Source organism: Vibrio inusitatus (assembly GCA_024346935.1).
GTDB classification, from domain to species: Bacteria; Pseudomonadota; Gammaproteobacteria; order Enterobacterales; family Vibrionaceae; genus Vibrio; species Vibrio inusitatus.
Genome location: AP024878.1, coordinates 1,235,624 through 1,262,619, shown reverse-complemented (window position 1 = coordinate 1,262,619; position 26,996 = coordinate 1,235,624). Strand labels below are relative to the sequence as shown.

The 26,996-nt window shown below is 44.0% G+C and carries 22 protein-coding genes; 13 read left to right on the top strand and 9 right to left on the bottom strand.

What is annotated here, in order from left to right:
* Nucleotides 1-4: 4 nt before the first annotated feature.
* Together OCU48_RS05835 and OCU48_RS05830 are read right to left on the bottom strand one after the other, a co-directional pair.
* Nucleotides 5-1,630: a peptide ABC transporter substrate-binding protein gene (locus OCU48_RS05835; protein WP_141344451.1), complete on the bottom strand. Its 1,626-nt coding sequence runs from the start codon at nt 1,628-1,630 to the stop codon at nt 5-7.
* 96 nt (nt 1,631-1,726) lie between these two features.
* The gene (locus tag OCU48_RS05830; RefSeq protein ID WP_141344449.1) at nt 1,727-2,332 is read right to left on the bottom strand and encodes a TetR/AcrR family transcriptional regulator; all 606 of its coding nucleotides are present in this window, start codon (nt 2,330-2,332) and stop codon (nt 1,727-1,729) included.
* 111 nt (nt 2,333-2,443) lie between these two features.
* Here OCU48_RS05830 and OCU48_RS05825 point away from each other — a divergent pair, with 111 nt between their 5' ends.
* The 4 genes from OCU48_RS05825 to OCU48_RS05810 all read left to right on the top strand — a co-directional run bounded on the left by OCU48_RS05825 (nt 2,444) and on the right by OCU48_RS05810 (nt 9,957).
* Nucleotides 2,444-3,523 carry an efflux RND transporter periplasmic adaptor subunit gene (locus tag OCU48_RS05825; protein ID WP_141344447.1) on the top strand — a complete coding sequence of 360 codons (1,080 nt, stop codon included), beginning with the start codon at nt 2,444-2,446 and terminating at the stop codon, nt 3,521-3,523.
* A gap of 9 nt (nt 3,524-3,532) precedes the next feature.
* A complete protein-coding gene (locus OCU48_RS05820) occupies nt 3,533-6,610 on the top strand; it encodes an efflux RND transporter permease subunit (protein ID WP_141344445.1) in 3,078 nt (1,025 codons plus the stop codon).
* A 413-nt stretch (nt 6,611-7,023) separates the two neighbouring features.
* Nucleotides 7,024-8,241, top strand: coding sequence for a serine/threonine transporter SstT (gene sstT, locus OCU48_RS05815; protein ID WP_337983903.1), 1,218 nt, complete (start codon nt 7,024-7,026; stop codon nt 8,239-8,241).
* A 324-nt stretch (nt 8,242-8,565) separates the two neighbouring features.
* Nucleotides 8,566-9,957, top strand: a complete 1,392-nt coding sequence (locus OCU48_RS05810) for a peptide MFS transporter (RefSeq protein ID WP_141344441.1) — start codon at nt 8,566-8,568, stop codon at nt 9,955-9,957.
* 36 nt (nt 9,958-9,993) lie between these two features.
* On the opposite strand, the gene OCU48_RS05805 is transcribed toward OCU48_RS05810, so the two are convergent.
* Nucleotides 9,994-10,374: a GtrA family protein gene (locus OCU48_RS05805; protein ID WP_141344439.1), complete on the bottom strand. Its 381-nt coding sequence runs from the start codon at nt 10,372-10,374 to the stop codon at nt 9,994-9,996.
* A gap of 123 nt (nt 10,375-10,497) precedes the next feature.
* On the opposite strand from OCU48_RS05805, the gene OCU48_RS05800 reads away from it, so the two are divergent.
* Both OCU48_RS05800 and cpdB read left to right on the top strand, forming a co-directional pair.
* Nucleotides 10,498-11,424, top strand: a complete 927-nt coding sequence (locus OCU48_RS05800) for a 1-aminocyclopropane-1-carboxylate deaminase/D-cysteine desulfhydrase (protein WP_141344437.1) — start codon at nt 10,498-10,500, stop codon at nt 11,422-11,424.
* A gap of 108 nt (nt 11,425-11,532) precedes the next feature.
* The gene (gene cpdB, locus OCU48_RS05795; RefSeq protein WP_141344435.1) at nt 11,533-13,494 is read left to right on the top strand and encodes a 2',3'-cyclic-nucleotide 2'-phosphodiesterase; all 1,962 of its coding nucleotides are present in this window, start codon (nt 11,533-11,535) and stop codon (nt 13,492-13,494) included.
* Between the two features lie 260 nt (nt 13,495-13,754).
* Here the strand turns inward: cpdB and OCU48_RS05790 are convergent, their stop codons facing one another.
* From OCU48_RS05790 to OCU48_RS05770, 5 genes are all read right to left on the bottom strand, one after another.
* Complete coding sequence (locus OCU48_RS05790; RefSeq protein ID WP_141344433.1) at nt 13,755-15,632, bottom strand: propionyl-CoA synthetase; 1,878 nt, start codon at nt 15,630-15,632, stop codon at nt 13,755-13,757.
* Nucleotides 15,633-15,645: 13 nt separating this feature from the next.
* Nucleotides 15,646-17,097: a bifunctional 2-methylcitrate dehydratase/aconitate hydratase gene (locus OCU48_RS05785; RefSeq protein ID WP_141344431.1), complete on the bottom strand. Its 1,452-nt coding sequence runs from the start codon at nt 17,095-17,097 to the stop codon at nt 15,646-15,648.
* Between the two features lie 12 nt (nt 17,098-17,109).
* Complete coding sequence (gene prpC, locus OCU48_RS05780; RefSeq protein ID WP_141344429.1) at nt 17,110-18,249, bottom strand: bifunctional 2-methylcitrate synthase/citrate synthase; 1,140 nt, start codon at nt 18,247-18,249, stop codon at nt 17,110-17,112.
* 77 nt (nt 18,250-18,326) lie between these two features.
* Nucleotides 18,327-19,214, bottom strand: a complete 888-nt coding sequence (gene prpB, locus OCU48_RS05775; protein ID WP_141344427.1) for a methylisocitrate lyase — start codon at nt 19,212-19,214, stop codon at nt 18,327-18,329.
* An 18-nt stretch (nt 19,215-19,232) separates the two neighbouring features.
* Nucleotides 19,233-19,898: a GntR family transcriptional regulator gene (locus tag OCU48_RS05770; RefSeq protein ID WP_141344425.1), complete on the bottom strand. Its 666-nt coding sequence runs from the start codon at nt 19,896-19,898 to the stop codon at nt 19,233-19,235.
* A 347-nt stretch (nt 19,899-20,245) separates the two neighbouring features.
* Between OCU48_RS05770 and pepT the strand changes: the two genes are divergently transcribed.
* The 7 genes from pepT (at nt 20,246) to arfB (ending at nt 26,300) form a co-directional block, all read left to right on the top strand.
* Nucleotides 20,246-21,475: a peptidase T gene (gene pepT / locus OCU48_RS05765; protein WP_141344423.1), complete on the top strand. Its 1,230-nt coding sequence runs from the start codon at nt 20,246-20,248 to the stop codon at nt 21,473-21,475.
* 120 nt (nt 21,476-21,595) lie between these two features.
* On the top strand, nt 21,596-22,144 hold the full coding sequence (locus OCU48_RS05760) for a hypothetical protein (protein ID WP_141344421.1): 549 nt from the start codon (nt 21,596-21,598) through the stop codon (nt 22,142-22,144).
* Nucleotides 22,145-22,274: 130 nt separating this feature from the next.
* Nucleotides 22,275-22,541, top strand: coding sequence for a hypothetical protein (locus tag OCU48_RS05755; RefSeq protein ID WP_141344419.1), 267 nt, complete (start codon nt 22,275-22,277; stop codon nt 22,539-22,541).
* A gap of 145 nt (nt 22,542-22,686) precedes the next feature.
* Complete coding sequence (locus OCU48_RS05750) at nt 22,687-23,277, top strand: class I SAM-dependent methyltransferase (RefSeq protein WP_141344417.1); 591 nt, start codon at nt 22,687-22,689, stop codon at nt 23,275-23,277.
* A 3-nt stretch (nt 23,278-23,280) separates the two neighbouring features.
* Nucleotides 23,281-25,743 (top strand): DEAD/DEAH box helicase family protein, encoded by a 2,463-nt coding sequence (locus OCU48_RS05745; protein ID WP_141344415.1) that lies wholly within the window; start codon nt 23,281-23,283, stop codon nt 25,741-25,743.
* A gap of 16 nt (nt 25,744-25,759) precedes the next feature.
* Nucleotides 25,760-25,897: a hypothetical protein gene (locus OCU48_RS05740; RefSeq protein ID WP_371859071.1), complete on the top strand. Its 138-nt coding sequence runs from the start codon at nt 25,760-25,762 to the stop codon at nt 25,895-25,897.
* Entirely contained in the window at nt 25,890-26,300 is a 411-nt protein-coding gene (gene arfB, locus OCU48_RS05735; protein WP_141344414.1) for an alternative ribosome rescue aminoacyl-tRNA hydrolase ArfB, read from the top strand. The genes OCU48_RS05740 and arfB overlap by 8 nt, the downstream gene beginning before the upstream one ends.
* 101 nt (nt 26,301-26,401) lie before the next feature.
* Here the strand turns inward: arfB and OCU48_RS05730 are convergent, their stop codons facing one another.
* Nucleotides 26,402-26,824: a hypothetical protein gene (locus OCU48_RS05730; protein WP_141344412.1), complete on the bottom strand. Its 423-nt coding sequence runs from the start codon at nt 26,822-26,824 to the stop codon at nt 26,402-26,404.
* Nucleotides 26,825-26,996 lie beyond the last annotated feature (172 nt).

The following is a 26,996-nucleotide window of genomic DNA, read 5'->3' as shown; positions in this document are numbered from 1 at the left end:
TTACTCACAATTTCTTAATATAAATATCTTTAGAGTAGATACGCCCTTCAGCATTGTGTTTAGGCACACCGCCGACATTCGGTCGCACCAAGCGAGCTTGCATAAAGTAATAGATCGGAGCAATAGGCATGTCAGTTGCTAGAATAGATTCAGCTTCATCATACAATGCACTGCGTTTCGTTTGATCCGTTTCTGTTTGTGCTTTATCCAACACCGCGTCGTAATCAGGATTCGCATAGAAGGCAAAGTTTCTGTCATTGTCTGAGGTAAATAAGCTTAAGAAGGTGGAAGCTTCATTGTAATCCCCGCACCATGAGGCTCGCAGCACATCAAACTCTCCTGCCTTTCGTGAATCAAGATAAGACTTCCACTCTTGATTCTCCAACGTGACGTTCACGCCCAACGTCTTATTCCACATAGAAGCAATACCTACCGCGATGCTCTTATGGCTCTCGGAAGTGTTATATAAAAGATTAAGCGTGAGTGGATTTGATTGATCAAAACCTGCTTCTATCATTAGCGCTTTTGCTTTGTCGTCACGCTCTTTCTGAGTGAGATTTGCATAATCTGGCAAGGATGCGCTAAAGCCTGCGACATCTTTATGTGCGAAGGTATAAGCGGGGAGATGTCCACTATTTGTGATGCCTGTGGTTACCACATCACGCATAATGCTGTACGACAATGCTTGCCTTATTTTAGGGTCTTTAAGTGCTTCTCGCTCAGTATTAAATGCATAGTAATAAGTACAGAGTAACGGTGATACTTGGTATGCATCTGGTAGCTCCTTGGCAAGTTTATTAGCCATTTGCGCTGGTACATCTGACGTAATATCTACTTCTCCACTACGATATCGATTGTAAGCCGCCATCTGGCTTTCAAATGGAATGTAGGTGACTTTATCTAAACGTGTATCCTGATTATCCCAGTAGTTAGGGTTACGCTTTAAAGTGATTTTTTCATTCACTACCCAACCATCTAAGATAAAGGCGCCATTTGATACTAAATTCCCCGGTCTAGCCCATGAGTCAGGGTTTGCCAGCACACTCGCTTTATGAATTGGCATCATTGCTGTATGACCCGTCATCGCCAAAAAGTATGGCACCGGCTTAGATAGCCTGATCTTGAGTGTGTGATCGTCTATCGCCTGTACACCGAGAGTATCAGGAGATTTTTTACCCTCAATAATCTCTTCAGCATTGACCATTTCTGTTAGCTTCAAATACCATGCATTTGGTGATGCCGTATTAGGGTCTACCGCTTTGCGAAGGCTATATACAAAATCATTCGCAGTGACAGGGTCACCGTTAGACCACTTAGCGTTCTTTCGAAGATAGAAAGTAAACTCCTGGTTGTTTTGATTGTCCCAACGCTCAGCAACGCCTGGAATCACATTACCCTCAGCATCTTGAATCACCAATCCCTCAAAAAGATCACGAACGACGTGCATCTCTGGGAGCCCTTCAGCTTTTATTGGATTAAGGGTCGCTACCTCTGCATCATTTGCGCGTACCAACTCTTGCGTAGAAGCTAGCACAACGTCTTGAGGCAATGGATTTGCCAACACTTGAGTTGAGAATTGGCTAGCGATGAGTATTGAAGCCGCGAGCAAGTTGAGTGAAGGCAGTGTCATGAAATATCCTTATCTGCAAAAAAATCTACCGTGACTTCAATTGTTGCATAACTCTTTGAAATTTCGATACGAATTATTCTTCTGATATCACACAATTTACACTCGGTGACCATTTCCTTTTAAGAACAGATCAACACAACTTTCAATGTAATCTGCACGCTCCTCAGGTGTTTCGCCACTGTCCTCCCCTAGGTTGGCCCAATACACAGATCTCCCATGGAATAACAGTAGCAGTTGCATTGCCCCGTCTTCTGCTGAGCCTTGCAGAGACAACTCTCCAGCCTCGACTTTCCTAGATAAATAATCGCTCAAGATACGATTAGTGGTTTTAGGTCCAGACTCAAGATACAGCGCGGCAAGATCAGGGTGTAACTCCAGTTGGCTAATAGCATTGCGATAGGTTTGTTGTACGCCTTCATCCAGCAACATGTTTTGAAAGCGAATACCAAACTCAAGCAACACATTCCTCAGCGGCGCATCAGTATTAAACGCGTTCTCGTCAATTCGGTTGCTCACACACTTAGACTGTATACAGGTTTCAAATAGCAGGTCTTTAGTTTTGAAATGAGCATACACTGTCTGCTTTGAAACATTAGCCGCCTTAGATATCGCATCCATACTCACTCCATAGCCGTGCTCTGCAAACAGCTTGCCCGCGGCTTGAAGAATTTGCTCTCGTTTACGTTCGGTTCTGCTAACCATGCCGCCCCTTAACTAATTAACATTTTTTACAAATATAACCTAATCAAACTGGACAGTCTAGTTTGATTGAGTTTAAATAGAATGATCAACGTTGCATCAAGGATGCCTGTCATGCGGTACACATCAAAAGTCAAAATCGTTTCTCTATTGTCATTATCAGTAGTACTCAGTGGCTGTTTTGATTCAAAGGCCCAACAAGAAGAGTACGTACAAACCGTTTCCGTACAAACCTATACTCTAAAGCAAAGCAAGCAATACCAAGTGAAGCGCGAATATGTAGGTACCGTTCAGGCAGGACAAAAAGCACGTCTTGGATTTGAGTTTGCAGGAAAGGTGTCCAACATATTAGTTGATGTGGGAGATCAAGTGGACAAGGGTACTCCTCTCATTACCCTAGATACACAGTTATTAGAGACGGATGCTAAACAGCTAAAAGCACAGCGAAATGAGATACGTGCACAGTTAAAACTGGTCGATGCAAACCTCAAACGCCAGCAATCACTAAAATCAAAAGGATTTAGTGCTGAAGCTGAAATTGACGCTCTGAACAGCCAAAAAGGCGTATTACAAGCCAATACCGTCAGACTCAACGCTGTGATTCAAGCCAACAACCTGAAACAAACCAAGTCAACGATTAAAGCTCCGTACTCCGGCACTGTTAGCAGACGCCATGTTTCCCTCGGTGATGTTGTGAATGCAGGTTCACCAACGCTAACCCTACTCTCGGATAATGACAAAGAAGCGTTTATCGGTATTCCTACCATTCAACTGCAAAAAGTCAGTCAAATATCAGATCCTAGAATTCGTATTGGGAAGAATCAGTATGAAGCGAAGTTGATCAACCCCGGTGGGACTGTCGATCTTAATTCTCGCAGCATAGGCTTACGCTACCTTCTACCTGATAGTGCACCAGTACTGGATGGGCAACTTGCTTATCTTACTTACACTGAAGATATCCCTGAAACTGGATTCTGGGTACCTAACACCTCATTAACGGATGGGATTCGCGGCGTTTGGAACGTCTTTGTACTCACTGAAGACAACATTGTCGAACGACGAAGTATTCAAGTGTTGTTTGCGGATAATGAACAAGCCTACGTAGCAGGGGCCATCTCTGAGGGCGAACGTATTGTTGAAAATGGGCTTCACCGAGTCGTACCAGGCCAAGTTGTTTCCCCAAAACAGGGCTAAGGATAGAATATGAAAATTGCAAATATCATATCCAACACCCGTTTACTTGTATTAATGACTACATTTTTGCTGGTCAGCGGTTTTTCGGCTTTAAATACCTCACCAAGAGCAGAAGACCCGATTATTAGTAATCGCTTTGCCAATGTCACAACCACATTCCCAGGTGCCAGTGCAGAGCGTGTTGAAGCACTAGTGACAGAAGTAGTAGAGAATAAACTTCGCGAACTCAGTGAAGTAAAACTGTTGTCGTCTACTTCTCGTCCTGGCGTTTCTATTATTAACATTGAGCTCAATGACGACATCACTAAGCCTGATGCTACCTGGTCAAAAGCTCGCGACAAGCTCTCTGACGTTACTCCTTTTCTTCCAGACGGCACTTTAGCGCCAGAGCTTGATAGCGACCACACCTACGCATTTACTCTAATCACTTCATTGACATGGGACGGAGAAGGCGAAAGCGACCTACTGACTTTAGGTCGTTATGCCAAAGAGCTAGCTTCCCGTTTACGCTCGCTCTCTGGTACAGAGTTTGTTGACGAATACGGCATGCCACAAGAAGAGGTATTGGTAAGCCTTGATACCAATAGCGTGGTCGCTATGGGCGGTTCTAGTGCTAGCATAGCTGATAGCCTTGATGGCGCAGATGCAAAGAACTCTGCTGGCGAACTGGTAAACGGTAATTCACGTTTTGGTCTAGAAATCGCGTCCGAACTCAACTCCCTCGAACGTATTCGGCAAGTCCCTATTTCTATTGATGAACAAGGGCATAGAGTACGACTTGGTGATATTGCAACGGTAAAACGCACTCAAAAGTCCCCTGCCGATCAAATTGCCGTCATAGATGGTGCGCCGGGTGTCATTGTCGCCGCACGTATGCAATCTCACCTGCGAGTGGACAAATGGACCCCTCGTGCGCAAGCCCTTATTGAACAATATCAAGCAGAGCTGCCTAGCAACATTAAGGTCAATATCCTCTTCAATCAGCAAGGATATACAGAAACTCGACTATCCGAATTAAGCGGCAGTTTACTACTCGGTTTTAGCATTATTTTGATAGTGCTACTGCTCACCCTTGGTTTTAGAGCCGCAATCATGGTTGCTATCGCTCTCCCTCTTACTTCTATGCTTACGTTAGTATTGATGAAGTTCACTGGGATCCCGATCAATCAAATGTCAGTAACAGGACTGATCGTGGCATTGGGCATAATGGTTGATAACGCAGTGGTTATGGTAGATACCATTCAGACTTACCGATTGCAGGGTAAAGCAAAACTCGAATCAGCACTCAAGGCTATTGAGCACCTATGGGTACCTTTATTAGGCTCCACCCTAACGACAGTATTGGCGTTCGCTCCCATTTTCTTAATGCCCGGCGCGAGTGGTGAATTCGTCGGCGCTATCGCGATAACAGTTTCGTTCTCGCTAGTGGGTTCATACCTTATTTCCCATACTATTATTGCCGGTTTCGCAGCTCAAATATTACCGAGTCACACATCGTCTAATCGCTGGTATCAAACAGGTGTGCACTTTCCTGCACTAACTCGCTCTTTTTCAAAAACTGTGGCATTTGCCATTCGCCGTCCGTTAATCGCCATTGCCTTAGTCATTACGGTTCCCGTTGGTGGCTACCTCAGCATGTCACAATTAACTGAACAGTTCTTCCCACCATCGGATAGGGATATGTTTGAGGTGCAAGTGTATCTCTCTCCTCAAGCAAGCATATACGCTACCGAAGAGGCTGCGAAGAAAGTCGATGCCATTATTAGAGAGTATGAGGGCGTCGAACAAGTCAACTGGCTACTAGGAGCTAACTTCCCTTCTTTTTATTACAACCTGCAAGCCTCACAAAGCAAAGCACCTTACTTTGGGCAAGCGATGGTGAAGATGGATACGTTCCAATCGGCGAACAATGCTATTGTGAAGTTGCAACGTCAACTTAGCCAAAGCGTACCTAACGCTCAGATTTTGGTGCGTAAGCTAGAACAAGGCCCTCCGTTCAAAGCGCCGATAGAACTGAGAATTTACGGTGAGAATCTAGATAGACTTAAAATGATTGGTGAAGATATCAGATTAATACTTGCCAATACCAATCATGTTACTCACACCAGAGAAACACTTCAGCCAGGCACACCTAAGGTATGGCTTGATGTTGATGAAGATACTGCAAAGCTCAATAACCTCGCGTTAAGTGATTTTGCCAATCTTTTGCAGGCTACCCTAGTGGGTAGAGAGAGCGGAAGCATTATTGAAGCGAGCGAGTCTATTCCAGTACGTGTGCGCGTGGGAGATTCCAATAGAGAAAACATTACTCATTTGAGTAATTTAAGACTACCGGTTGTCTCGGAGATGTACACTACCGGAATCAGCATCTCGACCATTGCCGAACTGAAACTCACGCCAAGTCGAGGGGCAATCCCAAGAAGAGATGGGCAACGAGTGAATACCATTGAAGGTTATCTTGAGTCTGGAGTGTTGCCACAGACCGTACTCAATGAATTTCAAAAATCTCTAGAAAGCTATTCTTTACCCTCCGGGTATCGGATGGAGTTTGGTGGTGAATCGGCAGAGCGCGATGAATCCGTTAATAGTCTGATTGCAAACCTATCGATGGTGATCACCTTGATGATCTTGGTGGTGGTGATTTCGTTTAACTCGTTTAGGTTAAGTGGCATTATCTTCGCTGTTGCAGGGCTTGCGGCAGGCCTTGGAATACTATCGGTGTTCCTCTTCAACTACCCGTTTGGCTTTACCGTCATCATTGCCATGCTAGGCATCGTCGGCTTGGCGATTAACGCTGCTATTGTTATATTAGCCGAGCTTAAAGCCAGCCCAGAAGCATGCGCCGGTGACAAAGACGCAATACTGACAGCAGTGATGAGTTGTACTCGACATATAACCTCAACCACCATCACTACAGTAGGGGGCTTTACCCCACTCATTATTGGAGGAGGCGGTTTCTGGCCACCATTTGCCGTCGCTATCGCTGGAGGAACAACACTGACAACGCTTATTTCATTCTACTTTGTGCCAGCAATGTTTAAATTGATGGTAAAAAAGCCTAAAGCTGAGGCAGTAACATCGCACTAAGCTAAGCCGCATGCGATATACAATGTGCTCAGCTGCTAACCGTCATTCTAATGAAAATCAGAATGACGGTTAGCGCAAATAACGGTCTCATCGCTTTTCGTTTAATAATCGCCTGGGAGCTTATGCACCTATCACTCTGCGCACCACACCTTACTTTTTATCCCGCCCCACCCTCTAAATGTTACAAATAAACCTAAATTGTTAACGACCTGCATTACAGAAAGCTAAAAAACCACCAATGCAAGCGATTATCCACTAGACATTGAGATTCATCGTTTTATACTAGGTGTTGCTGACCTTTAATTACAATTACTCTCAAGAGGTCAGCAAGTCCCAAAAGCGTTTAAGCCAACGTTTTATAACTTATAAAAAATCTGGGAGTGGCTTTCTCATCCCAGTTATATGGATATATTATGCAAAACACATTCATCGCCCGTATGGCCAAGGGCAACCTTGTCATGCAAATCTTAGTCGGTATCGTTGCCGGCGCCCTTCTAGCTGTTGCTTCTCCTTCTACTGCCACCAGCGTAGGACTGCTCGGTAGTCTGTTTGTTGGTGCTTTAAAGGCTGTTGCTCCTATATTGGTATTTATCTTGGTGGCAGCGTCTATTGCCAACCAAAAGAAAAACCAACATACCTACATGCGTCCGATCGTCATTCTGTATTTAATTGGTACCTTTTTGGCTGCGATCACCGCTGTTCTGCTTAGCTTTGCTTTCCCAACGACCTTAACTCTTGTTGATAGTGCGACAGGTGCGACCCCTCGTCAAGGAATTGCAGAGGTTCTACACACGCTTCTCTTTAAAATCGTCGACAACCCAGTTCATGCACTAATGGATGCCAACTACATTGGTATTCTTGCTTGGGGTATTGGTCTTGGCCTTGCGCTTCACCATGCTTCTGACACGACTAAAGCAGTCTTTGAAGACCTTAGTCACGGCGTATCACAAATTGTTCGCTTTATTATCCGTCTAGCGCCATTTGGTATCTTCGGTCTGGTTGCTGCAACATTTGCAACTACCGGCTTCAGTGCACTTTTGGGCTACGCGAATCTACTATTTGTTCTATTAAGTGCAATGGCAATTATCGCTCTAGTGGTTAACCCAATCATCGTTTGGGTTAAGACTAAGCAAAACCCATACCCACTAGTGCTTCAGTGTTTACGTGAAAGTGGCGTTACAGCCTTCTTCACCCGTTCAAGTGCGGCAAACATTCCTGTAAACATGGCGTTGTGTGAAAAGCTAAAACTAGACGAAGATACTTACTCGGTATCAATCCCACTAGGTGCAACCATCAACATGGGTGGCGCAGCGATCACTATCACAGTGCTAACGCTTGCAGCAGTGCATACGCTGGGCATTCAAGTAGATATCCTATCTGCTATCCTGCTTAGCCTTATCGCTGCCGTTTCTGCATGTGGTGCATCAGGTGTTGCGGGCGGTTCACTACTGCTTATCCCTCTAGCATGTAGTCTATTCGGTATTCCAAATGAAGTTGCAATGCAAGTTGTAGCAGTAGGCTTCATTATCGGTGTGATCCAAGATTCTGCAGAAACTGCACTAAACAGTTCAACAGACGTGGTATTCACTGCCGCTGTTTGTCGTTCTGAACATGCTAAAGAACAAGCTTAACCAATCACAGCGCTGATGCTGTATAAGTTAGAGCTATCAAAGGCCGGTTAATCCGGCCTTTCGTTTGTCTAAAATCACACTAAATGAATGCAACACCATGATATTTCAGCTATTTCCCAAAAATAGTGAATATTGACCGTCAAAAATGGAAAATTACTTTCCAGCACGTGATTTGCGTGCTATTTACGTAAATTAATCTCTCTAAAACAATAACTTAATCAGTAAATGTGCATATTTAATGCAATTTACAGTCATTGATGTGAAAGCTTCATCCCTGTATACCTAACCGCGTTCATACTAAAACAACTATATACAGACACAACAATGACTATTCAAAAAAACATTTTAGGCCATCCGCGCGGTCTATTTCTCCTATTTAGCACCGAGCTATGGGAACGATTTTCTTATTACGCAATGCGTGCAATTCTTGTTCTTTATCTTACAGATACCACTCTTAATGGCGGTCTCGGCTGGAGTACTAAAGAAGCGCTTGATCTTTATGGTATCTATACTGGCCTAGTTTACATTACCCCTCTTATTGGTGGCTGGATTGCAGATAACTTCTTAGGACAGCGTAAATCTGTTCTCATTGGTGGTGTGTTAATGGCACTCGGTCAGTTTTCTCTGGCATTACCTAACCATGCATTTGGACTGGATATCCATACCACATTCTATTTTGGTCTTACGCTACTCATCTTAGGTAATGGCCTATTCAAGCCAAACATCTCAACTATGGTTGGTGACCTATACGAAGAAGGTGATAACCGTCGTGATGGCGCATTTACTATCTTCTACATGGGTATCAATCTTGGTGCACTTATCGCAGGTGTTGTTGCAGGTAGTGTTGCGAACTCTTACGGCTGGAACGCAGGTTTCCTTGTTGCCGGTATCGGTATGATACTGAGCGTGGTGCTTCAGATCAGTCTTGGGCATTCTTGGCTTGGTAAGATAGGTACTGTACCCGCGGCTAAACTTGCACAACAAAAAAATAGCAAAAACCAAAAAGCCCCTTTGACTAAACAAGAGACTGACCGCCTCAAAGTAATCATGGTGTTGGGCCTTTTTGTTATCGTATTCTGGGCAGGTTTTGAGCAAGCTGGTGGCTTGATGAACATCTACACTCAGCAATATACAGACCGCATGTTAGGTAGCTTTGAAGTCCCTGCTGCTTGGTTCCAATCTCTCAATCCATTCTTCATCATGTTACTCGCACCACTTTTGGCAGCGATATGGGTGAAACTTGGAAAGCGCGAGCCTAGTTCCCCGGTAAAATTCGCTCTAGCTCTGTTCTTCCTAGCCGTTGGTTTCTTATTTATGGTAGGTGCCGTATTACAGCAAGGTGGAGATGAGACCGTAAAGACCTCGATGTTCTGGTTGGTAGGCGCATTCTTCTTCCACACCTTAGGTGAACTTTGTATCTCTCCAATCGGCTTGTCTATGGTGACAAAACTTGCTCCGCTTCGTTTAGCATCATTGTTAATGGGCGCATGGTTTGGCTTTAACGCAATTGCTAACTACGTTGCAGGCTTTATTGGGTCTCACGTGGGTGATTATGGTGCTATGTCTATCTTTGGCGGTATTGCAGTAGCGGCAACCATCTCGGGCATTATTTTACTGTTTATGTCGAATACCCTTGTTAAATGGATGCATGGTGCAGAAAGCAAACCTGACACTACGAAAGACAAAGTACAAGACGTACAAACTATTCCAGCATAATCTATCGATTCTAGGGTCGCATTTTGCGACCCTTTTTTATCTAAATACCCACCTAGCACTCAACAAATAATTGCTCACTAGGCCAGCGGCTACTCCACAGACAAATGCAATAATATGAGTGAATGGGCTTTCACCGAGAAAAAGTAATATGCCTTTGAACAAAATAAGGTTAGGCAACATGGAGATGCAAGCCGCGAGAAAGAAACGCTTCCATTGACCAAAACGTGCTGAAGTACTCTTGAATGTATACAAGCGATTACCGAGCCAAGTAGTGGTGGCAGCGACGATAAATGAAAGCACTCGCGATAGCATGGTAGGGAAGCCAAACCCGTAAACTAATATCGAGAACACTAAAACATCTATCACAAAACCTACGGCCCCTACTTTAGCAAAACGCCAAAAGCGTCCGTTTCTCATTCCATACCCTTATATAAATTCGTATTTATGTGAGCAAATCATCTTGGTTTAAGTGTCAAATAACACTAAGATGACCGACTTTTTCTGATTCGACTAGCCGTATAACGATCGCTAAGCAGACCTATGAAACTTGATACTAGTCCAGTTACACAACATATCTTTCGCGACCATTGTTTTTATTTAAAACGCGATGATCAACTACATCAACATTTTTCTGGCAATAAAGCGAGAAAATTCATGCAGTTGTTACAAGGAAACTATGCTGGTATCGATACCCTTATCGGTTACGGATCCATACAAGCAAACTCTCTCTACTCTTTGGCCGCACTATGTAAAATCAAAAAGTGGAAGTTGGAATTCTACGTTCAACGTATTCCTCAGTGGCTAAAAGACAATCCCCAAGGTAACTATAGAGGTGCTTTAGAGTTGGGTGCTCACATCATTGAGTGTGACAATGCCTTTTCAGAAGATATGCATCCTGCACAATACATTCAACAGATAAGACAACCCGAGGCGAACTGCTTAGTCATACCCGAAGGCGGCCGCTCTTATCTATCAGAGGAGGGCATTAAAGGGCTCGCCAGCGAATTGCTCACCTGGACGCGCTATCGCCCTAATCAAAAGTTTGCTATTGCCCTTCCCTCTGGCACAGGCACTACCGCACTCTATCTACATAAGCATCTGAAACAACATGAAATTCCAGTGCTCACATGCGCCTGCGTTGGCGGTGAAGAGTATCTTCAGGCTCAGTGGGAAGAACTTGGCGCAACGGACTTTCCTACCGTCTTGTCTACCCATTACAAACACCATTTTGGCAAGTTGTATGAAAGCGAATTCCGCATTTGGCAAAAACTAGAGAAGGCTACCCATGTCGAATTTGACCTTTTGTATGATCCTTACATGTGGAATTGCCTACTGCCGTGGATGGATGAGAATCCAGAAATCAGCGTGCTGTACGTTCATCAAGGTGGCATTTTAGGCAATGAAACTATGTTGCCTAGATACTTACGTAAGTTCGACGTTCAACACGCTGAGCGAGTCGTGAGATAGGTCGCAGAATTGCAATAAGATGGCGACCTATCAACGCTAATTTACACTCAGTTCCTTTCAATTTGTTACATTTAGCGCGTTTATCACTCTTTTGGCGTGGAGCGCACAATGAGAACCTCAATCAAACCAATTTCACTGGCCGTTTTAGGTGGCATGCTAGCAATGGCTGGCCCTGTTATGGCAGACACCATTAAGCTTCGTATTATCGAAACGACCGACATTCACACCAATGTCATGGATTATGACTATTACAAAGATTCTCCATCTCAAAAAATCGGTCTGACACGCGCTGCAACTCTGGTAAAAGAGGCTCGAGCCGAAGTAAACAACAGTGTGTTGGTTGACAATGGTGACCTTATTCAAGGCAGCCCTATGGGCGACTACATGGCCTCAAAAGGCATTAAAGTGGGTGAAGTACACCCTGTCTACAAGGCCATGAATCAGCTTGATTACGACGTAGGTAACATTGGTAATCACGAATTCAACTACGGCCTCGAGTTTCTATTTGAAACCATCAATGATGCTAAATTCCCTTATGTCAGCGCTAACGTGTTTGACAAAAAAACAGGTGAGCACCTATTTAAGCCATACATCATCAAAGAACATACCTTTACTGATGTCGATGGAAAGGCGCATAAAGTTAAGGTCGGTTACATCGGCTTTGTACCACCGCAAATCATGGTGTGGGATAAGAAGAACCTAGAAGGTCGTGTTTACGCTGAAGACATCAAAGAAACCGCTGAAAAGCTGGTTCCTCAGATGAAGAAAGAAGGCGCTGATATCATCGTTGCTATCCCTCACTCTGGCGTATCACAAGACCCGTATAAACAAGGTGCTGAGAATTCAACTTACTACCTATCCGAAGTTAAAGGTATTGATGCCATTGCCTTTGGCCACTCTCATGCGGTATTCCCAGGCAAAGGCTTTGACAACATTCAAGGCATTGATAACGAGAAAGGTACAATCAACGGCGTAACAGCAGTAATGCCAGGCCGCTGGGGAAGCCACGTCGGTGTTATGGATCTGACTCTGGCACAAAAAGAGGGCAAATGGGTAGTGACTGATGGTCAATCCCAAGCGCGTCCAATCTTTGATGTTGCAAACAACAAGTCCTTGGCCGAGCCTGACGCTGATATTGTTAAAGCACTAGAAGAAGATCATAAAGGCACACGTGAGTTTGTTAACCAACCTATTGGTAAAGCAAACGACGTGATGTACAGCTTCCTTGCTCTGGTGCAAGACGACCCAACGATTCAAATCGTCAATCTTGCACAAAAAGATTACGTTGAGCGCTTTATTCAAGGCGACCCAGATCTAGATGGTACGCCAGTACTTTCAGCGGCAGCACCGTTCAAAGTAGGCGGTCGCAAAAACGACCCAGCGAACTTCACCGAGGTAGAATCAGGCCAGCTAACCTTCCGTAACGCAGCTGACTTGTATCTATACCCGAACACGCTTGTAGCACTTAAGGTGACAGGTAATGAGGTTAAAGAATGGCTGGAATGTAGTGCAGGTCAATTTAATCAAATCGATATGAATAGTACTGAACCACAAGGCCTTATCGATTGGGATAACTTCAGAACCTATAATTTTGACGTGATTGATGGTGTTGAATATCAGATTGATGTAACACAGCCTGCTAAATACGACGCAAGCTGTAAAGTAATCAACCCTGAGTCTGAACGTATTGTTGGCCTTAGTTACCAAGGTAAAGCAATCGATATGAAGCAAGACTTCATCATTGCGACCAACAACTACCGCGCCTACAGCAACAGCTTCCCAGGCACTGGCCCTGACTTTATCGCGTTCGATTCACCTGATGAAAACCGTACTATCGTTGCCAACTACATTTCACAAGTAAGTAAAGACAAGGGTGAAGTCACACCAAGCGCAGACAACAACTGGCGTTTTGCTCCAGTTAAGACGTCGACCAAACTTGATGTTCGCTTTGAAACCTCACCAAGTGACAAAGCCGCGAAGTTTATTAAAGACAAAGGCCAATACCCTATGAAGCAAGTCGCCACTGATGAAAGCGGCTTTGCTTTGTATCAGATTGATCTGACCAAGTAGGATAAAGTAGCCAAAACCCCGTCATCCTAGAATTTACACAGTAAATATCTAGGATCTTAGTGAGCACATTGTTGGCTTGGGCACTTCCTAAGATTCCGGATATTTGCTGTGCAAATTCCGGAATGACGGTTATGCGTGAGGTGTGGAGCTATAAGCGTAGTTTTCAACTTCACACCGTGTTCATACCGATACGTCATCCCGGAAAGTTCGAAGAACTTATCCGGGGTCTCATAGTGCACCCTGTCAGCTATCCAGGTACCCTATCTCTCCAACACCCTCTCAATCTCAGTAAGACTACTTGGGTCATCAATCGTAGATGGCACCACATACTGCTCGCCATCGGCTATTTGACGAATCACGCGACGCAGTATTTTACCCGAGCGCGTTTTAGGAAGCCTATCCACCACCAAAGCCTGATCAAAGCAAGCCACGGCGCCGATTTCAGCTCTGACCTTTCCAACTAGCTCAGACGCAAGGGCCGCATCTTCTACCGATACGCCATCTTTAAGCACCACCAGCCCTAGGGGTATTTGGCCTTTGAGATCATCATGAATACCCACCACCGCACATTCAGCAATCGCAGGGTGCCCTCCTACGACTTCTTCCATCTCTCCCGTTGATAGTCTGTGTCCTGCTACGTTAATCACATCATCAATTCGACCCATGATGAATAAGTACCCCTCTTCATCTACATAGCCCCCATCGCCTGATAGGTAGTACCCTTCAAAGTGGCTAAGGTACCCAGACTGAAAACGGTCATGATTGCGCCACACGGTAGGTAAGCAACCAGGAGGCAAAGGACGTTTCAACGTCACATAACCTTGTTGATTAGCCTTAGCTTGCTCACCAGACTCATCCAAAATTTCCACCTGATATCCCGGCACAGGAACCGTAGCCGAGCCTGGTTTTACCGTCATCATTTCAATGCCGATCATATTGGCAGCGATCGCCCAACCCGTCTCAGTTTGCCACCAATGATCGATAACCGGTTTATTGGTCATTTCAGAGACCCATTCTAATGTCGGAGGATCTAATCGTTCACCGGCCATAAAAATAGTCTCAAGCTTACTTAGGTCATATTTTGCCAGTTCGATACCTTGCGGGTCTTCTTTCTTGATCGCTCTAAACGCCGTTGGTGCAGAGAAAATAGCTTGAACCTGATACTCCTCGCATACTCGCCAAAATGCCCCTGGATCTGGCGTTCTTACAGGCTTTCCTTCAAATAATAACGTAGTACAGCCATGAATTAGCGGCGCGTACACAATATACGAGTGCCCTACTACCCAACCAACATCTGAAGCAGCCCAAAACACACGGTCTTGGTCGATATTGTAGATACTGCTCATCGAGTACTTCATCGCAACAGCATGTCCACCATTGTCGCGCACCACCCCTTTAGGTTTTCCTGTAGTGCCAGAGGTATATAAGATGTATAGCGGATCTGTTGCTTTAACAGGAACACACTCATGTGGCTTAGCGGCAGTCACTACGGTTTTCCAGTCCAGATCTCGTTCATGCCCTAGATTAGCTAAGCCTTGCGAACGCTGAAATACCACTACATTAGAAGGTTTCCAACGACTGTCCATGATCGCCTTATCCACCAAAGGTTTATACGCCAACACCTTATTCACTTCTATGCCACACGAAGCGGTCAAAACGACCTTAGGCTCAGCATCCTCAATACGCACAGCCAGCTCGTTTGGCGCAAACCCGCCAAACACCACAGAATGAATAGCCCCCAATCTGGCACAAGCAAGCATGGCCATCGCCGCCTCTGGGATCATTGGCATATAAAGAACAACTCTATCCCCTTTTTCTACCCCTAGATTGCTGAGCATTCCTGCCACTTTTGCAACCTCATCACGCAGCTCTACATAGGTGTAACGCTTTTTAGTGCCCGTCACCGGCGAGTCATAAATTAATGCGGTATTATCTGCTCGGCCATTGGCTACGTGATAATCCAAAGCCAGCCAGCAGGTATTGAGTTCGCCATCAGCAAACCAACGCTCAATGCCATTTTCATCATCAGACAAGATTTGAGTCGGAAAGGTAAACCAATCTATCTGCTGAGCCTGTTCTTTCCAAAACTGCTGGGGATTGTTTGCAGCCTTGTTGTATTCATTCTGATAGTTCGACATAACCTGCCTCCATTTAGTTAATGACCAACAGGTTCATAAACTCTTGAACTGGGGTTTGCTCTAGGCGCTTCGCATCCTTACATAACTTAAACACTTTCTGGCAACTTGCTTCCGGATAACGAGTACGTAGATTGCTCAAAAACTTTTGCTCAAGAACTGGAATGCCCTCTTCTCTACGACGACGATGGCCAATCGGATATTCAACCTCAACTTTCTGTGTTGAACTGCCATCTTTAAAGAACACCTGAATCGCATTGGCAATAGAGCGCTTATCTGGGTCAAGGTACTCTTCGGTATATCGAGAATCCTCGACAATGCTCATTTTCGAGCGGAGCTCGTCAATGCGTTTGTCCCCTTTATGAAAACTATCTTCATAGTGCTCCGCGATTAAGTCGCCGTGAATCAATGGAACGGCAATCATGTATTGCAAGCAATGATCTCGGTCTGCTGGATTAGCGAGATCACCCACCTTAGAAATAATTCGAATAGCGGACTCGTGTGTTGTCACCTCAATACGCTCTATCTCCTCTAGGCGATCTCTCACTTCGCTATGCAAGGTTACGGCAGCCTCTACTGCAGTTTGAGAATGAAACTCGGCTGGAAAGGAGATCTTAAATAAGACATTTTCCATCACGTAGCTGTCAAAGGGCTGATTCACCTTAAAGTGTTCGCCTTTAAACAACACATCAAAATACCCCCAGCCCGGGGCCGATAGAACTGTTGGGATCCCCATTTCTCCTTTCATCGTGATCATCGCAAGGCGCACGGCTCTTGACGTCGCATCCCCTGCTGCCCAAGATTTACGAGAGCCCGCATTCGGTGCATGACGATAGGTGCGCAACGCACCGCCATCGGCCCAAGCATGGGAAAGCGCATCAATGACCTGATCTCGATTACCACCAAGCATTTTGGTCACTACCGCCGTCGAGGCAACGCGCACTAGGAGTACGTGGTCAAGTCCTACACGGTTAAAGCTGTTTTCTAACGCTAGCACCCCCTGAATTTCATGGGCTTTGATCATGGCAGTTAACACATCACGCATAGTCAAAGGTGCTTTGCCTTCTGACACCGCCACTTGGCTTAGATAATCCGCAACCGCCAATATTGCACCAAGGTTATCCGATGGGTGCCCCCATTCTGCCGCTAGCCATGTGTCGTTGAAATCAAGCCAGCGCACAATACAACCAATGTTAAACGCCGCAGTGATAGGGTCTAGCACGTGCGATGTGCCCGGCACACGGGCGCCATTAGTCACCTGTGTCCCTGGAACTAATGCGCCTAAGTGCTTTGTACATTCCGGGAAGCGCAATGCCAGCAACCCACATCCAATCGTATCCATTAGACAGTTTCGCGCGGTGTCATAGGCTTCACTAGATTCGATGTCGGTATTCATTACATAATCGGCGATGGTCACCAATAATTCATCGGGTGCTTGGCGTTCATTAATATCTACATTGTGACTCATGTTAAATTCCTTTTAGGTTCGCTTCTCAATTGGCAACCAGTCTTGATGTTCAGGACCTGTGTAATCAGCACTAGGTCGAATGATTCGATTATTTTCACGTTGCTCGTAAACGTGTGCAGCCCAGCCCGTCAAACGGCTCATCACAAAAATAGGGGTAAACAATTTGGTGGGAATATCCAAAAAGTGATAGGCCGAAGCATGGAAAAAATCCGCGTTACAAAACAGACCTTTTTCTCTTTTCATTACAGACTCAACCCGCTCTGATACGGCGTAAAGGCTAATATCATTGACCGATTCAGATAACACTTTTGACCAGTGCTTAATCAGCGCATTTCTCGGATCTGATTCGCGATAAACGGCATGCCCAAAGCCCATGATCTTATCTTTCGCCTCTAGCATTTGTAGGATCTTCTGCTCTGCTTCATCGGGGCTCTGCCAATCTTGAATCATGGCCATTGCAGCTTCATTTGCACCGCCATGCAGTGGACCACGCAAAGTACCAATAGCGGCGGTAATACAAGAATGAATATCGGATAAGGTTGATGCACACACACGGGCGGCAAAGGTTGAGGCATTAAACTCGTGCTCAGCATATAAAATTAATGAGCAGTGCATCACTTGCTTGTGAAGTTCAGAGGGCGATTTGTCGGTCAACAACTTTAGGAAGTAACCACCAATGCAAGGTTCAGATTGGTCTTTTGTGTCCACTCGCACGCCATCATGACTAAAGCGGTACCAGTAGCAAATAATGGCGGGAAACAGCGCTAACATTCTTTCTGTAGCTTGCTGCTGCTCGGAGAAATCTTGTTCTTGTTCAAGATTACCAAGTACAGAACAACCTGTCCGCATCACATCCATTGGATGCGCGCTAGCAGGAATCAGCTCAAGGGCTTTCTTTAGAGCGTCTGGTAAACCACGTTGTGCTACCAGTGCTGTTTTGTACTGATCAAGCTCTGTTTGATTGGGCAGATGCCCGCGCAACAATAAATGCGCTACCTCTTCAAATTCAGCATGTTTAGCTAAGTCTGAAATATCATAACCTCGGTAAGTGAGACCGGTACCTGATTTACCCACGGTACATAACGAGGTAACACCGGCAGATTGGCCTCGTAACCCTGCACCTCCAATTGGTGCGGCAGTTGCTGATGACATAATCACTCCTTGTATCCTGTCTACGCAGTTACTACAGCCCCATGTAAACGCGCTTCAGGCTCTTCATTCATCGGGTATCACGATTGACGAAATAGCTTGTCCAACTTGTCTTCAAAATCGTGATAATTTAAGTAGTCGTACAATTCTGCTCGGGTTTGCATATCGCCAAGCAACGCTTCTTGATTTCTTTGCTCTAATAAATGCAGATAAGTCATTTCTGCCGCCTTATTCATCGATCGAAAAGCAGAGAGTGGATAAAGCACCATATCCACTCCGACCTCGGCAAGCTCATCACAATGGTACAAAGGCGTTTGACCAAACTCGGTAATATTGGCCAAGATAGGCACGGTTTTTCCTGTCGCCGATTGTAATGCCTGCGAAAAATCTCGATATTGACTCAGCTGATTCATTGCTTCGGGGAAGATCATGTCTGCTCCAGCTTCAACACAAGCAATCGCTCGCTCAATGGCTTTATCCATGCCTTCTACTGCCAGAGCATCTGTTCGCGCCATAATCACAAAATCAGGGTCAACGCGCGCATCTACACACGCCTTGATTCGGTCCACCATCTCCAACTGCGTGACTATTTCTTTATTAGGACGATGGCCACAACGCTTTTGCGCCACCTGATCTTCAATGTGCACCGCCGCCGCACCCGCTTTTTCCATCGCTTTAATGCAACGTGATATATTAAATGCGCCGCCGAACCCTGTATCGATATCTACCAGTAACGGCAAATCACAAGCATTAGTAACGCGCTCTACATCCACCAAGACATCATTTAAATCGGTGATGCCTAAATCTGGTAAACCGTAAGAGGCGTTTGCAATTCCGCCACCAGACAAATAGATAGCCTGATGCCCTACTTGTTTTGCCATCAGAGCGCAGTATGCGTTGATAGTGCCTACGATTTGCAGCGGCTCATTATCGGCTACGGCTTGTCTAAATTTCTTTCCTTGGCTCATGGTGTTGTCCTCTTAGGCTCAATCAATTTCAGATTCAAGTAAACGACGACTGCCCGAGATATGCCGACGCATTAAGATCTCGGCAAGCTCTTCATCACGATTTCGAATCGCTTCTAAGATAAATTGGTGCTCTAGCAGTGCTTTATGAGGGTCATTATGTCGTCTTGGCGACTGGTATCGGTACATTCGAATTAGGTGGTAAAGCTCACCACACAACAACTTAACCAAGTAGGCGTTGCGGCTTGCATGAATAATTTGATGATGAAAGTCGAAATCGCCTTGTTGCAACGCATATGATTGACCGTCTCGATTACTTAAGTGCTCTGCATGTGCCTCTAGCAACAAGCTCAATCGAGCCAGTTCTTCTTCAGTAATGTATTTGGCGGCAAGTCTTGCAGCCATCCCTTCCAACGACTCTCTTACGTTATACAGCTCAATTAAATGCTGCTTAGATACGCTAATCACTCGTGCGCCTACGTGTGGGATACGTTCTATCAACCCTACCCCTTCTAAACGCATTAAGGCTTCACGCAATGGTCCGCGGCTCACCTCAAAACGTTTTGCCAGCTCAGGCTCTGAGATCTTGCTGCCCTCAGCCAGATCACCACTGACCACGGCTTCAATAAGAAACTCGGTAAGATTTTCTGATTTTGTAGAATCTTTAACTAACTGGGGAATATTCATTTCCACTTCACATTGTCGACAATAATCAATTTATGGTTAAAATTTAAGCTCAATTGATAGCATATACAATAAAATTGTTTACAATTTAGACTAAAGGATAATATGAAGTGCTCAAAGAAATGCGTTAGATCACACTATCGAATCATGATAATACGAAGCTTACATGGAAGGTTTGAAGAGCCGCTTTATTCCGCAATGTTCTCTCAAATAAGCCAATACTAGATTTACACCATCAATGCCTTAGTTGTTAATTACTCAAAACTTACTGAAAACTGATATATCGCAACTCAATTTACTGCCAGTAGATCGATACTGTTGGGCTAAAGAACGAATAAGGTACTAGAACAATGGACAACTTAGTCGAGCGCTTCTTGCGCTATGTAAGCTTTGATACTCAATCTAACGGTGCAAACAAGCAGTGCCCAAGCACAGAAGGACAGCGTGTTCTAGCAAAACAGATCAAAATTGAACTGCTAGAGCTTGGTCTTGATGATGTCATTCTCGATGAAAATGGCTACATTTCAGCTCTCCTTCCTTCAAATGTCGACTTTGATGTTCCTGCCATTGGTTTTGTTGCTCACATGGACACCGCGCCGGACGCTTCAGGTAAAGAGGTAAAACCGCAGCTCATCAATAATTATCAAGGTGGAGAAATTGTCCTTGGCGATTCAGGAGAGGTGCTCATTCCTGCGCAATATCCAGATCTCGATAAATTGCATGGTCAAAGCCTTATCACTACTGACGGCACTACCCTACTTGGCGCAGATAACAAAGCTGGCATCGCTGAAATTATCACAGCGGTCGCTTACCTTAAGGCGAACCCGTACATTAAACATGGTGATATTTGCATTGGTTTCACTCCAGATGAAGAGATTGGTCGTGGTGCTAACTTATTTAATATAGAGAGATTCGGCGCCGATTGGGCCTACACCATAGACGGCGGGCCTGTTGGTGAACTTGAATATGAAAACTTTAACGCAGCCTCGGCAAAAGTGACTGTTCACGGCGTAAACGTGCACCCTGGCACAGCAAAAAATAAAATGGTAAATGCCATCAACATTGCTGCGCAATTTCAGATGATGATGCCCAGTGAAGAAACGCCAGAGTGTACCGAAGGTTATGAAGGCTTCTATCATCTAAATTCAATGACTGGCGCTGTGGCGAAGGCTGAACTGTCTTATATCATTCGTGATTTTGACCGAAACGGACTGCAAAGCCGCAAAGCCTTCATGCAAGCACAAGCTGAAGCGCTTAATAGCCAGCTTTCTAACGGGCATGTTGAACTACAAATCACCGATAGCTACTACAACATGCGCGAGATGGTAGAGCCGCACCCACACATTATCGAACTTGCCAAGCAAGCAATGATAGATTGTGATGTTGAACCTAACATCAAGCCAATACGCGGTGGTACAGACGGTGCTCGTTTATCCTTCATGGGTCTGCCATGCCCAAACATCTTTACCGGCGGCTATAACTTCCATGGCATTCATGAGTTCGTCAGCATCGATGGTATGAAACAAGCCGTTAATGTGATTGTGAAGATAGCTGAAAACGCAGCCCAAAACGCCAAGTAGCCTACCCTTACAAACTTACGAAATAATGCCCAGATCTCTGGGCATTTTTTGGAATAAAAGACACTCTTCGTCGCTTTAATGGCTAATCTCACTGTATACAAATCACGACAATGTAGATCTATGACTCGAAACTCCCAGCTAATTGAAAAGCTCATCAACTGGCATAAACAAATACATCCTGATTACTGCGGTAGCAACACGCCAAGTGCCGATTCAAAGTCGCAATTGGATGATTTAGTTTTTCACATCTTAAAGCCCCTCGAAGAGCAATTTAACGAAGTGATTATCAGCTATGGATTTAATAGCAGTGAACTCAATCGCTATGTGCAAAGGGTCAACCCAAGAGATACGGGACCGAGAGAAGATCAACACGCTGCGAGTGAGTTGAACTTAGCTGGAAATCGAATCTGCATCAGAGACGGCGCTGCTTGTGATCTATGGGTGAAAGGCTTTGAACATAAGATGCACTTGGTCGCCAAGTTCATCACCGAGCACCTCCCATTCGACCGACTTTACTATTACGGAAATGATAGACCCATACACATTAGCTTTGGCCCAGAACACAGTCGCTATATTCAATATCGTCGAACTCGAACAGATGGTAAACGAGTATTAGGTAAGGTCATCAAACTCGCAGAAGCCAGTGATTATTTTGCAAGCTTAGATTGAGCCATTTTTGTTCCAAGTTGGCGGGTAATGGTAAGCAAACATTTGAACTCTTCGATATTATAACAATCAAATTAACATGACTTGCGAACTCGCTCGTTCATGCTTTCAGATTTATAGAGAGAGATTAATTATGTTTTCAGTAACCTTATTGCCAAGCGACTATAACTCTCAGCTTTGTTCAGACCTAAAGCGCACACTGTCTCAAAAGCTGTATGCCTACTTCGATACTTCATGTGTAAAGTTTTGGGAATCAAACAAAGACCAAATCATCTTCATTAACGATACTGCCAAAGAAAGCCAATGGGGCATTACCATCAACGCCAACAACCGCGTAGTAATTGAAGAGTTCTTAGATAACATGGAAAGCTCAGTAGAGTTTGATGTGTTAGAGGCGTAAATGCTCATCTAATATTGATTAAGCCAAGGCTAGAATGCCTTGGCTTTTTAGTTTCTGGACAATAATCTTCCAAATAACATAGGGTTATCTCCCCCTTACCTCTCCTTAATTTGCTACCATTAGAACACTAAATAAAGGATTGCCGATGAACAGTACGACCCAATATTACAACCAAAACGCCAAACAGTTTTTCGACTCTACTGTTGATGTGGAAATGAAGTCTTTATATGAGAAGTTTCTACCACTGATTCCAACTGGCGGTAGAATTCTAGATGCAGGTTGTGGTTCGGGTCGTGACAGCAAAGCATTTCTAGATAAGGGTTTCCAAGTTGATGCATTTGATGCCAGCGCGGAACTCACAGAGCTCGCTTCGAGCCTCACAGGACTCCAAGTCAAGCAAACTACTTTTCTTAGATTTCACTCGGAACCCGTTTCTTATGATGGTATCTGGGCATGCGCTTCATTATTGCATGTGCCAGAGGAAGATCTTGCAACCACATTTTTGCATTTGAGTAAGTGCCTCAAACAAAGTGGCGTTATGTATTGTTCCTTCAAACTTGGAAATTCGGAACTTGATCGTAACGGGCGGTTTTTTCGTGATCTCAATGTAGAACACTTAGAAGACATTTTACAAAGCACAAAGACATTAAAGATTAAAGAGTGGTGGGAAACCTCGGATCTACGTGCTGGCCGAGAAAACGAAAAATGGTTAAATGCTATATTGGAGAAGCACTAATCTATGCCTATGCAAAAGCTGACACTCAAAGAAGATCTTCTAACCACCGGTGGCGACGACCAATTACTAGAGCAACTTCTTTATGCCATTAACCATGCCAATGAAATTGATATTGCTGTTTCATTTATACGAGATTCTGGGTTAAGGCTATTGCTCCCAGCACTTCAAGAAGCGCTCGAGCGATCTATCAATGATAACTACTTTTTAAAAATCCGAATTCTTACTTCTGATTATTTAGGTATTACAGAACCTATTGCGCTTCGCGCTTTAATGGCACTAGTCTCTGCAAAAGTAGAGATTAAAGTCTTTGAAACTAAAAATCACAGCTTCCATATGAAGTCATACATTTTTGTTCGTTCAGATTCCGAAGCTAACTATTTTCGTGGTTCAGCATTTATTGGCTCAAACAACATCAGTAAAGCAGCCCTAACCAGTGCTCATGAATGGTGCTTAAGATTCGATTACAACCCGCCATCTGATTCATTTGAAGCTAAACAATTTAATAAGATCCGAAATGAGTATGAAAATATTTTCAATCATGCAAATGGCGTTGAATTAAATGATAGATGGATAGATGAATACATAACCCGCAGATCAATATCCCCGGCACTTAATCTAGTAAATTCTTTTGATGATGAACCAGAAGATCCTTACATTCCAAACTCTGTGCAAATTGAAGCCTTAGATGCCTTATTAAAAACACGTGAATCAGGCAACGGAAGAGGTTTAGTTGTTCTAGGGACAGGAATGGGCAAAACATGGCTGTCTGCATTTGACGCTAAGCAGTCAAAAGCAAAAAGAGTTCTGTTTGTTGCTCATAGAGAGGAAATATTAACTCAAGCTCTTAATACATATGCCAAACTATGGCCTCAAAAATCGTCTGGCTACTTCAATAGTGCTGAAAGGTCTATTGATAAACAAATGGTGTTTGCCTCAGTACAAACACTTGGTAAAGAAACACACCTAGCCTCATTCTCTCAAGATCATTTCGACTATATTGTTGTTGATGAATTTCATCATGCAAGTGCGAATACTTATCTCAATATTCTCAACTATTTCGAACCAAAGTTCTTATTAGGGCTCACTGCTACGCCAGATAGAACCGATCAGGCTGATATTCTATCACTATGTAACAATAACTTAGTCTTTGAACGTAACTTAGTTCATGGGATCGATACCGGAATTTTAGTCCCTTTTCACTACTTTGGAATTTGGGATGACACACTCAATTATCAGGAAATCCCTTGGCGAAACGGAAAGTTTGACCCCAAATCATTAGATGCGGCTTTCGCAACGCAAAAACGGGCTAAGCATATTTTCAAACATTGGGAAAAACACCAACAAAGCAGAACATTAGCATTTTGTGTCTCTGTTTCTCATGCTGATTACATGACAGAACAGTTTAATCTCAAGTATTCAGAAGAAGGCTACAAAGCACTCTCTGTTCACAGTCAATCTAACATCAGACGTAATGAGGCACTTAAGCAATTATCAGATGGAGAAATACAGGTACTGTTCTCTGTCGACCTGTTTAATGAAGGCACTGATTTGCCATCAATTGATACGATATTGATGATTAGACCAACACAGTCGAACATCATTTTCTTACAACAACTAGGTCGAGGATTAAGAACCGCACCTCACAAATCTCATGTAATCGTGCTTGATTTTCTTGGGAATCATCAATCATTCTTATCCCGTACAGATCTATTTCAACTACCAGAAGAAAATATAGAAACCCAAGTACGAGAGAATCAAGGTGCATACACGGGTCAACCTTCAATAGCGAAAGGTTGCTATATAAACTTTGACCCTGAAATTGTTAACTTTTGGAAGGACCTCAAAAGTCGCTTCAAGCATACTTCGAGCGAAGAGTTCAAATTGCTTGAATCCAAGCTAGGGCACAGGCCAACTGCTACCGAATTTTTTCATGAAAATTATGATCATGCCAAAACAAGGAAACAACATGGTAGCTGGTTCAACCTCGTTGCACAGCACATCGAAGACCAAACAGTCATTAATATCATAAACAAATTTGATTCGTTTCTTTTAAATACAGTACAAATGACGAGCATGACAAAATGCTTTAAACCAATATTACTCGAAGCATTAATTGAATTAGATGGATTCAATGAACCACCGACTTTAGAAGTATTAGCTGAAAAAAGTTGGCACATATTGAAATCCTACCCAGCTCTGTTTGCTAACGAACTCTCTGAAAAGAACAAACAGTTGTCACCCACTGATGTGGAATGGATTAAGTATTGGAGGGGAAACCCGATTAAAGCCTTCATTACTAAAGGGAAGAAAGAACCCTCAGCCTCATTTACTATCGAGGACAATCGTTTCAAAGCGAATATAAAAGCATCGAAGTCTGAAACAAGGATCTTGCATGATTTAGTGAAAGAACTTCTGGATTATCGTCTAGCTAAGTACATTAAATCGAAGTACCCTAGCCACTCATGATTCTAAAGGCTAAACCATGCTCCAAATCTCCAACACAGTATCCCTAGCCGACTGGGAAATTGAAATGACCGCTATCCGTGCGCAAGGCGCGGGTGGTCAGAACGTCAATAACACATCTTACACACTAGAACCACATGGAAATCCCAATGCTTAAGATCTCAAACAACGTTGAATTAGCAGATTGGGAAATAGAACTAACCGCAGTTAAGTCAATGGGCGCTGGTGGGCAAAAAGTAAATAAAACAAGTAGTTGCATTCATCTTCGTTTTGACATAAAGCGCTCTACACTACCTCAGTTCTATAAGGAAAGGCTTTTAACTTTAAAGGATTCTCGTATCACTAAAGAAGGTGTCATTATCATCAAGGCTCAACAGTTCCGAACCCAAGAACAGAACCGAGAAGATGCACTAGAGCGCCTCAAACAACTCATATTGTCAGCTACAGTAGTACAGAAAACTCGTAGACCTACGAAGCCCACAAGAGCCTCACAGAAGCGCAGAGTAGATGCAAAGAAGCGCAAAGCACAAACCAAGTCCCTAAGAGGCAAAGTCCAGTAAAAAGAAGCGCTTGCTCTAAAAATCCAAGCCTAACGGAATCATGGCTATAACGAGCATACGTATCCATCAACTAATTGCACAAAGTTCTTTCAGAACAGAGTTTATTCTAGGTTAGCTTTTAAGTAATCAGTTAGAGCATAACTCACTGATGTAGCAAGTTGATTTGAAAAGTACCTAGCAGACTCCGCATTTTTGGGCCCAGTAAATAGACGTCCATATGACGGTGCATCGTACAGAACAAATGTTCCATCCTCCAGTCTAGTACCGAACCTAATATCGTATGCAACAGATATTCCAGTAACACGGTCAGAAACACTAACTTGATCTGCGCAAGAATAAACAACATCAATATGTAGATCTGTATGAAGATTCACTTTGACACTTGCTCTAACTAGCTCTCCTTCAATTTTCCGCCTAACTTCATCTTTACTAAAGTGACATGGACTTCTCTCATGAAGAAAGAGCCCAAGCTCTCTATAGTTTTCTCTTTGCATCCAAGGGGCTGCTGAAAGTGAAGTTGACATGATTAGCCCTATTATAAGGATGCTGATTTTTTTCATTTAATACCTTTAATTTAGTACGAGCAAGAAGGCTCCCATATACTTCATACAAATATCATACATATGCAGTTATGCGCATTTCTACTCAGAATTTTATTCCTGAAACTAACAGTTATTACTTATTTTTAGGGCTTCT

Coding starts and splice junctions, on each gene's coding strand:
- OCU48_RS05830 (WP_141344449.1), bottom strand. CDS start 2,332: ATGGTTAGCAGAACCGAACGTAAACGAGAGCAAATTCTTCAAGCCGCG.
- pepT (WP_141344423.1), top strand. CDS start 20,246: ATGGACAACTTAGTCGAGCGCTTCTTGCGCTATGTAAGCTTTGATACT.
- OCU48_RS05800 (WP_141344437.1), top strand. CDS start 10,498: ATGAAACTTGATACTAGTCCAGTTACACAACATATCTTTCGCGACCAT.
- OCU48_RS05835 (WP_141344451.1), bottom strand. CDS start 1,630: ATGACACTGCCTTCACTCAACTTGCTCGCGGCTTCAATACTCATCGCT.
- sstT (WP_337983903.1), top strand. CDS start 7,024: ATGCAAAACACATTCATCGCCCGTATGGCCAAGGGCAACCTTGTCATG.
- OCU48_RS05745 (WP_141344415.1), top strand. CDS start 23,281: ATGCCTATGCAAAAGCTGACACTCAAAGAAGATCTTCTAACCACCGGT.
- OCU48_RS05730 (WP_141344412.1), bottom strand. CDS start 26,824: ATGTCAACTTCACTTTCAGCAGCCCCTTGGATGCAAAGAGAAAACTAT.
- OCU48_RS05770 (WP_141344425.1), bottom strand. CDS start 19,898: ATGAATATTCCCCAGTTAGTTAAAGATTCTACAAAATCAGAAAATCTT.
- OCU48_RS05805 (WP_141344439.1), bottom strand. CDS start 10,374: ATGAGAAACGGACGCTTTTGGCGTTTTGCTAAAGTAGGGGCCGTAGGT.
- OCU48_RS05825 (WP_141344447.1), top strand. CDS start 2,444: ATGCGGTACACATCAAAAGTCAAAATCGTTTCTCTATTGTCATTATCA.
- arfB (WP_141344414.1), top strand. CDS start 25,890: ATGCTTAAGATCTCAAACAACGTTGAATTAGCAGATTGGGAAATAGAA.
- OCU48_RS05740 (WP_371859071.1), top strand. CDS start 25,760: ATGCTCCAAATCTCCAACACAGTATCCCTAGCCGACTGGGAAATTGAA.
- OCU48_RS05810 (WP_141344441.1), top strand. CDS start 8,566: ATGACTATTCAAAAAAACATTTTAGGCCATCCGCGCGGTCTATTTCTC.
- prpB (WP_141344427.1), bottom strand. CDS start 19,214: ATGAGCCAAGGAAAGAAATTTAGACAAGCCGTAGCCGATAATGAGCCG.
- OCU48_RS05785 (WP_141344431.1), bottom strand. CDS start 17,097: ATGAGTCACAATGTAGATATTAATGAACGCCAAGCACCCGATGAATTA.
- OCU48_RS05750 (WP_141344417.1), top strand. CDS start 22,687: ATGAACAGTACGACCCAATATTACAACCAAAACGCCAAACAGTTTTTC.
- OCU48_RS05820 (WP_141344445.1), top strand. CDS start 3,533: ATGAAAATTGCAAATATCATATCCAACACCCGTTTACTTGTATTAATG.
- OCU48_RS05790 (WP_141344433.1), bottom strand. CDS start 15,632: ATGTCGAACTATCAGAATGAATACAACAAGGCTGCAAACAATCCCCAG.
- OCU48_RS05760 (WP_141344421.1), top strand. CDS start 21,596: ATGACTCGAAACTCCCAGCTAATTGAAAAGCTCATCAACTGGCATAAA.
- prpC (WP_141344429.1), bottom strand. CDS start 18,249: ATGTCATCAGCAACTGCCGCACCAATTGGAGGTGCAGGGTTACGAGGC.
- OCU48_RS05755 (WP_141344419.1), top strand. CDS start 22,275: ATGTTTTCAGTAACCTTATTGCCAAGCGACTATAACTCTCAGCTTTGT.
- cpdB (WP_141344435.1), top strand. CDS start 11,533: ATGAGAACCTCAATCAAACCAATTTCACTGGCCGTTTTAGGTGGCATG.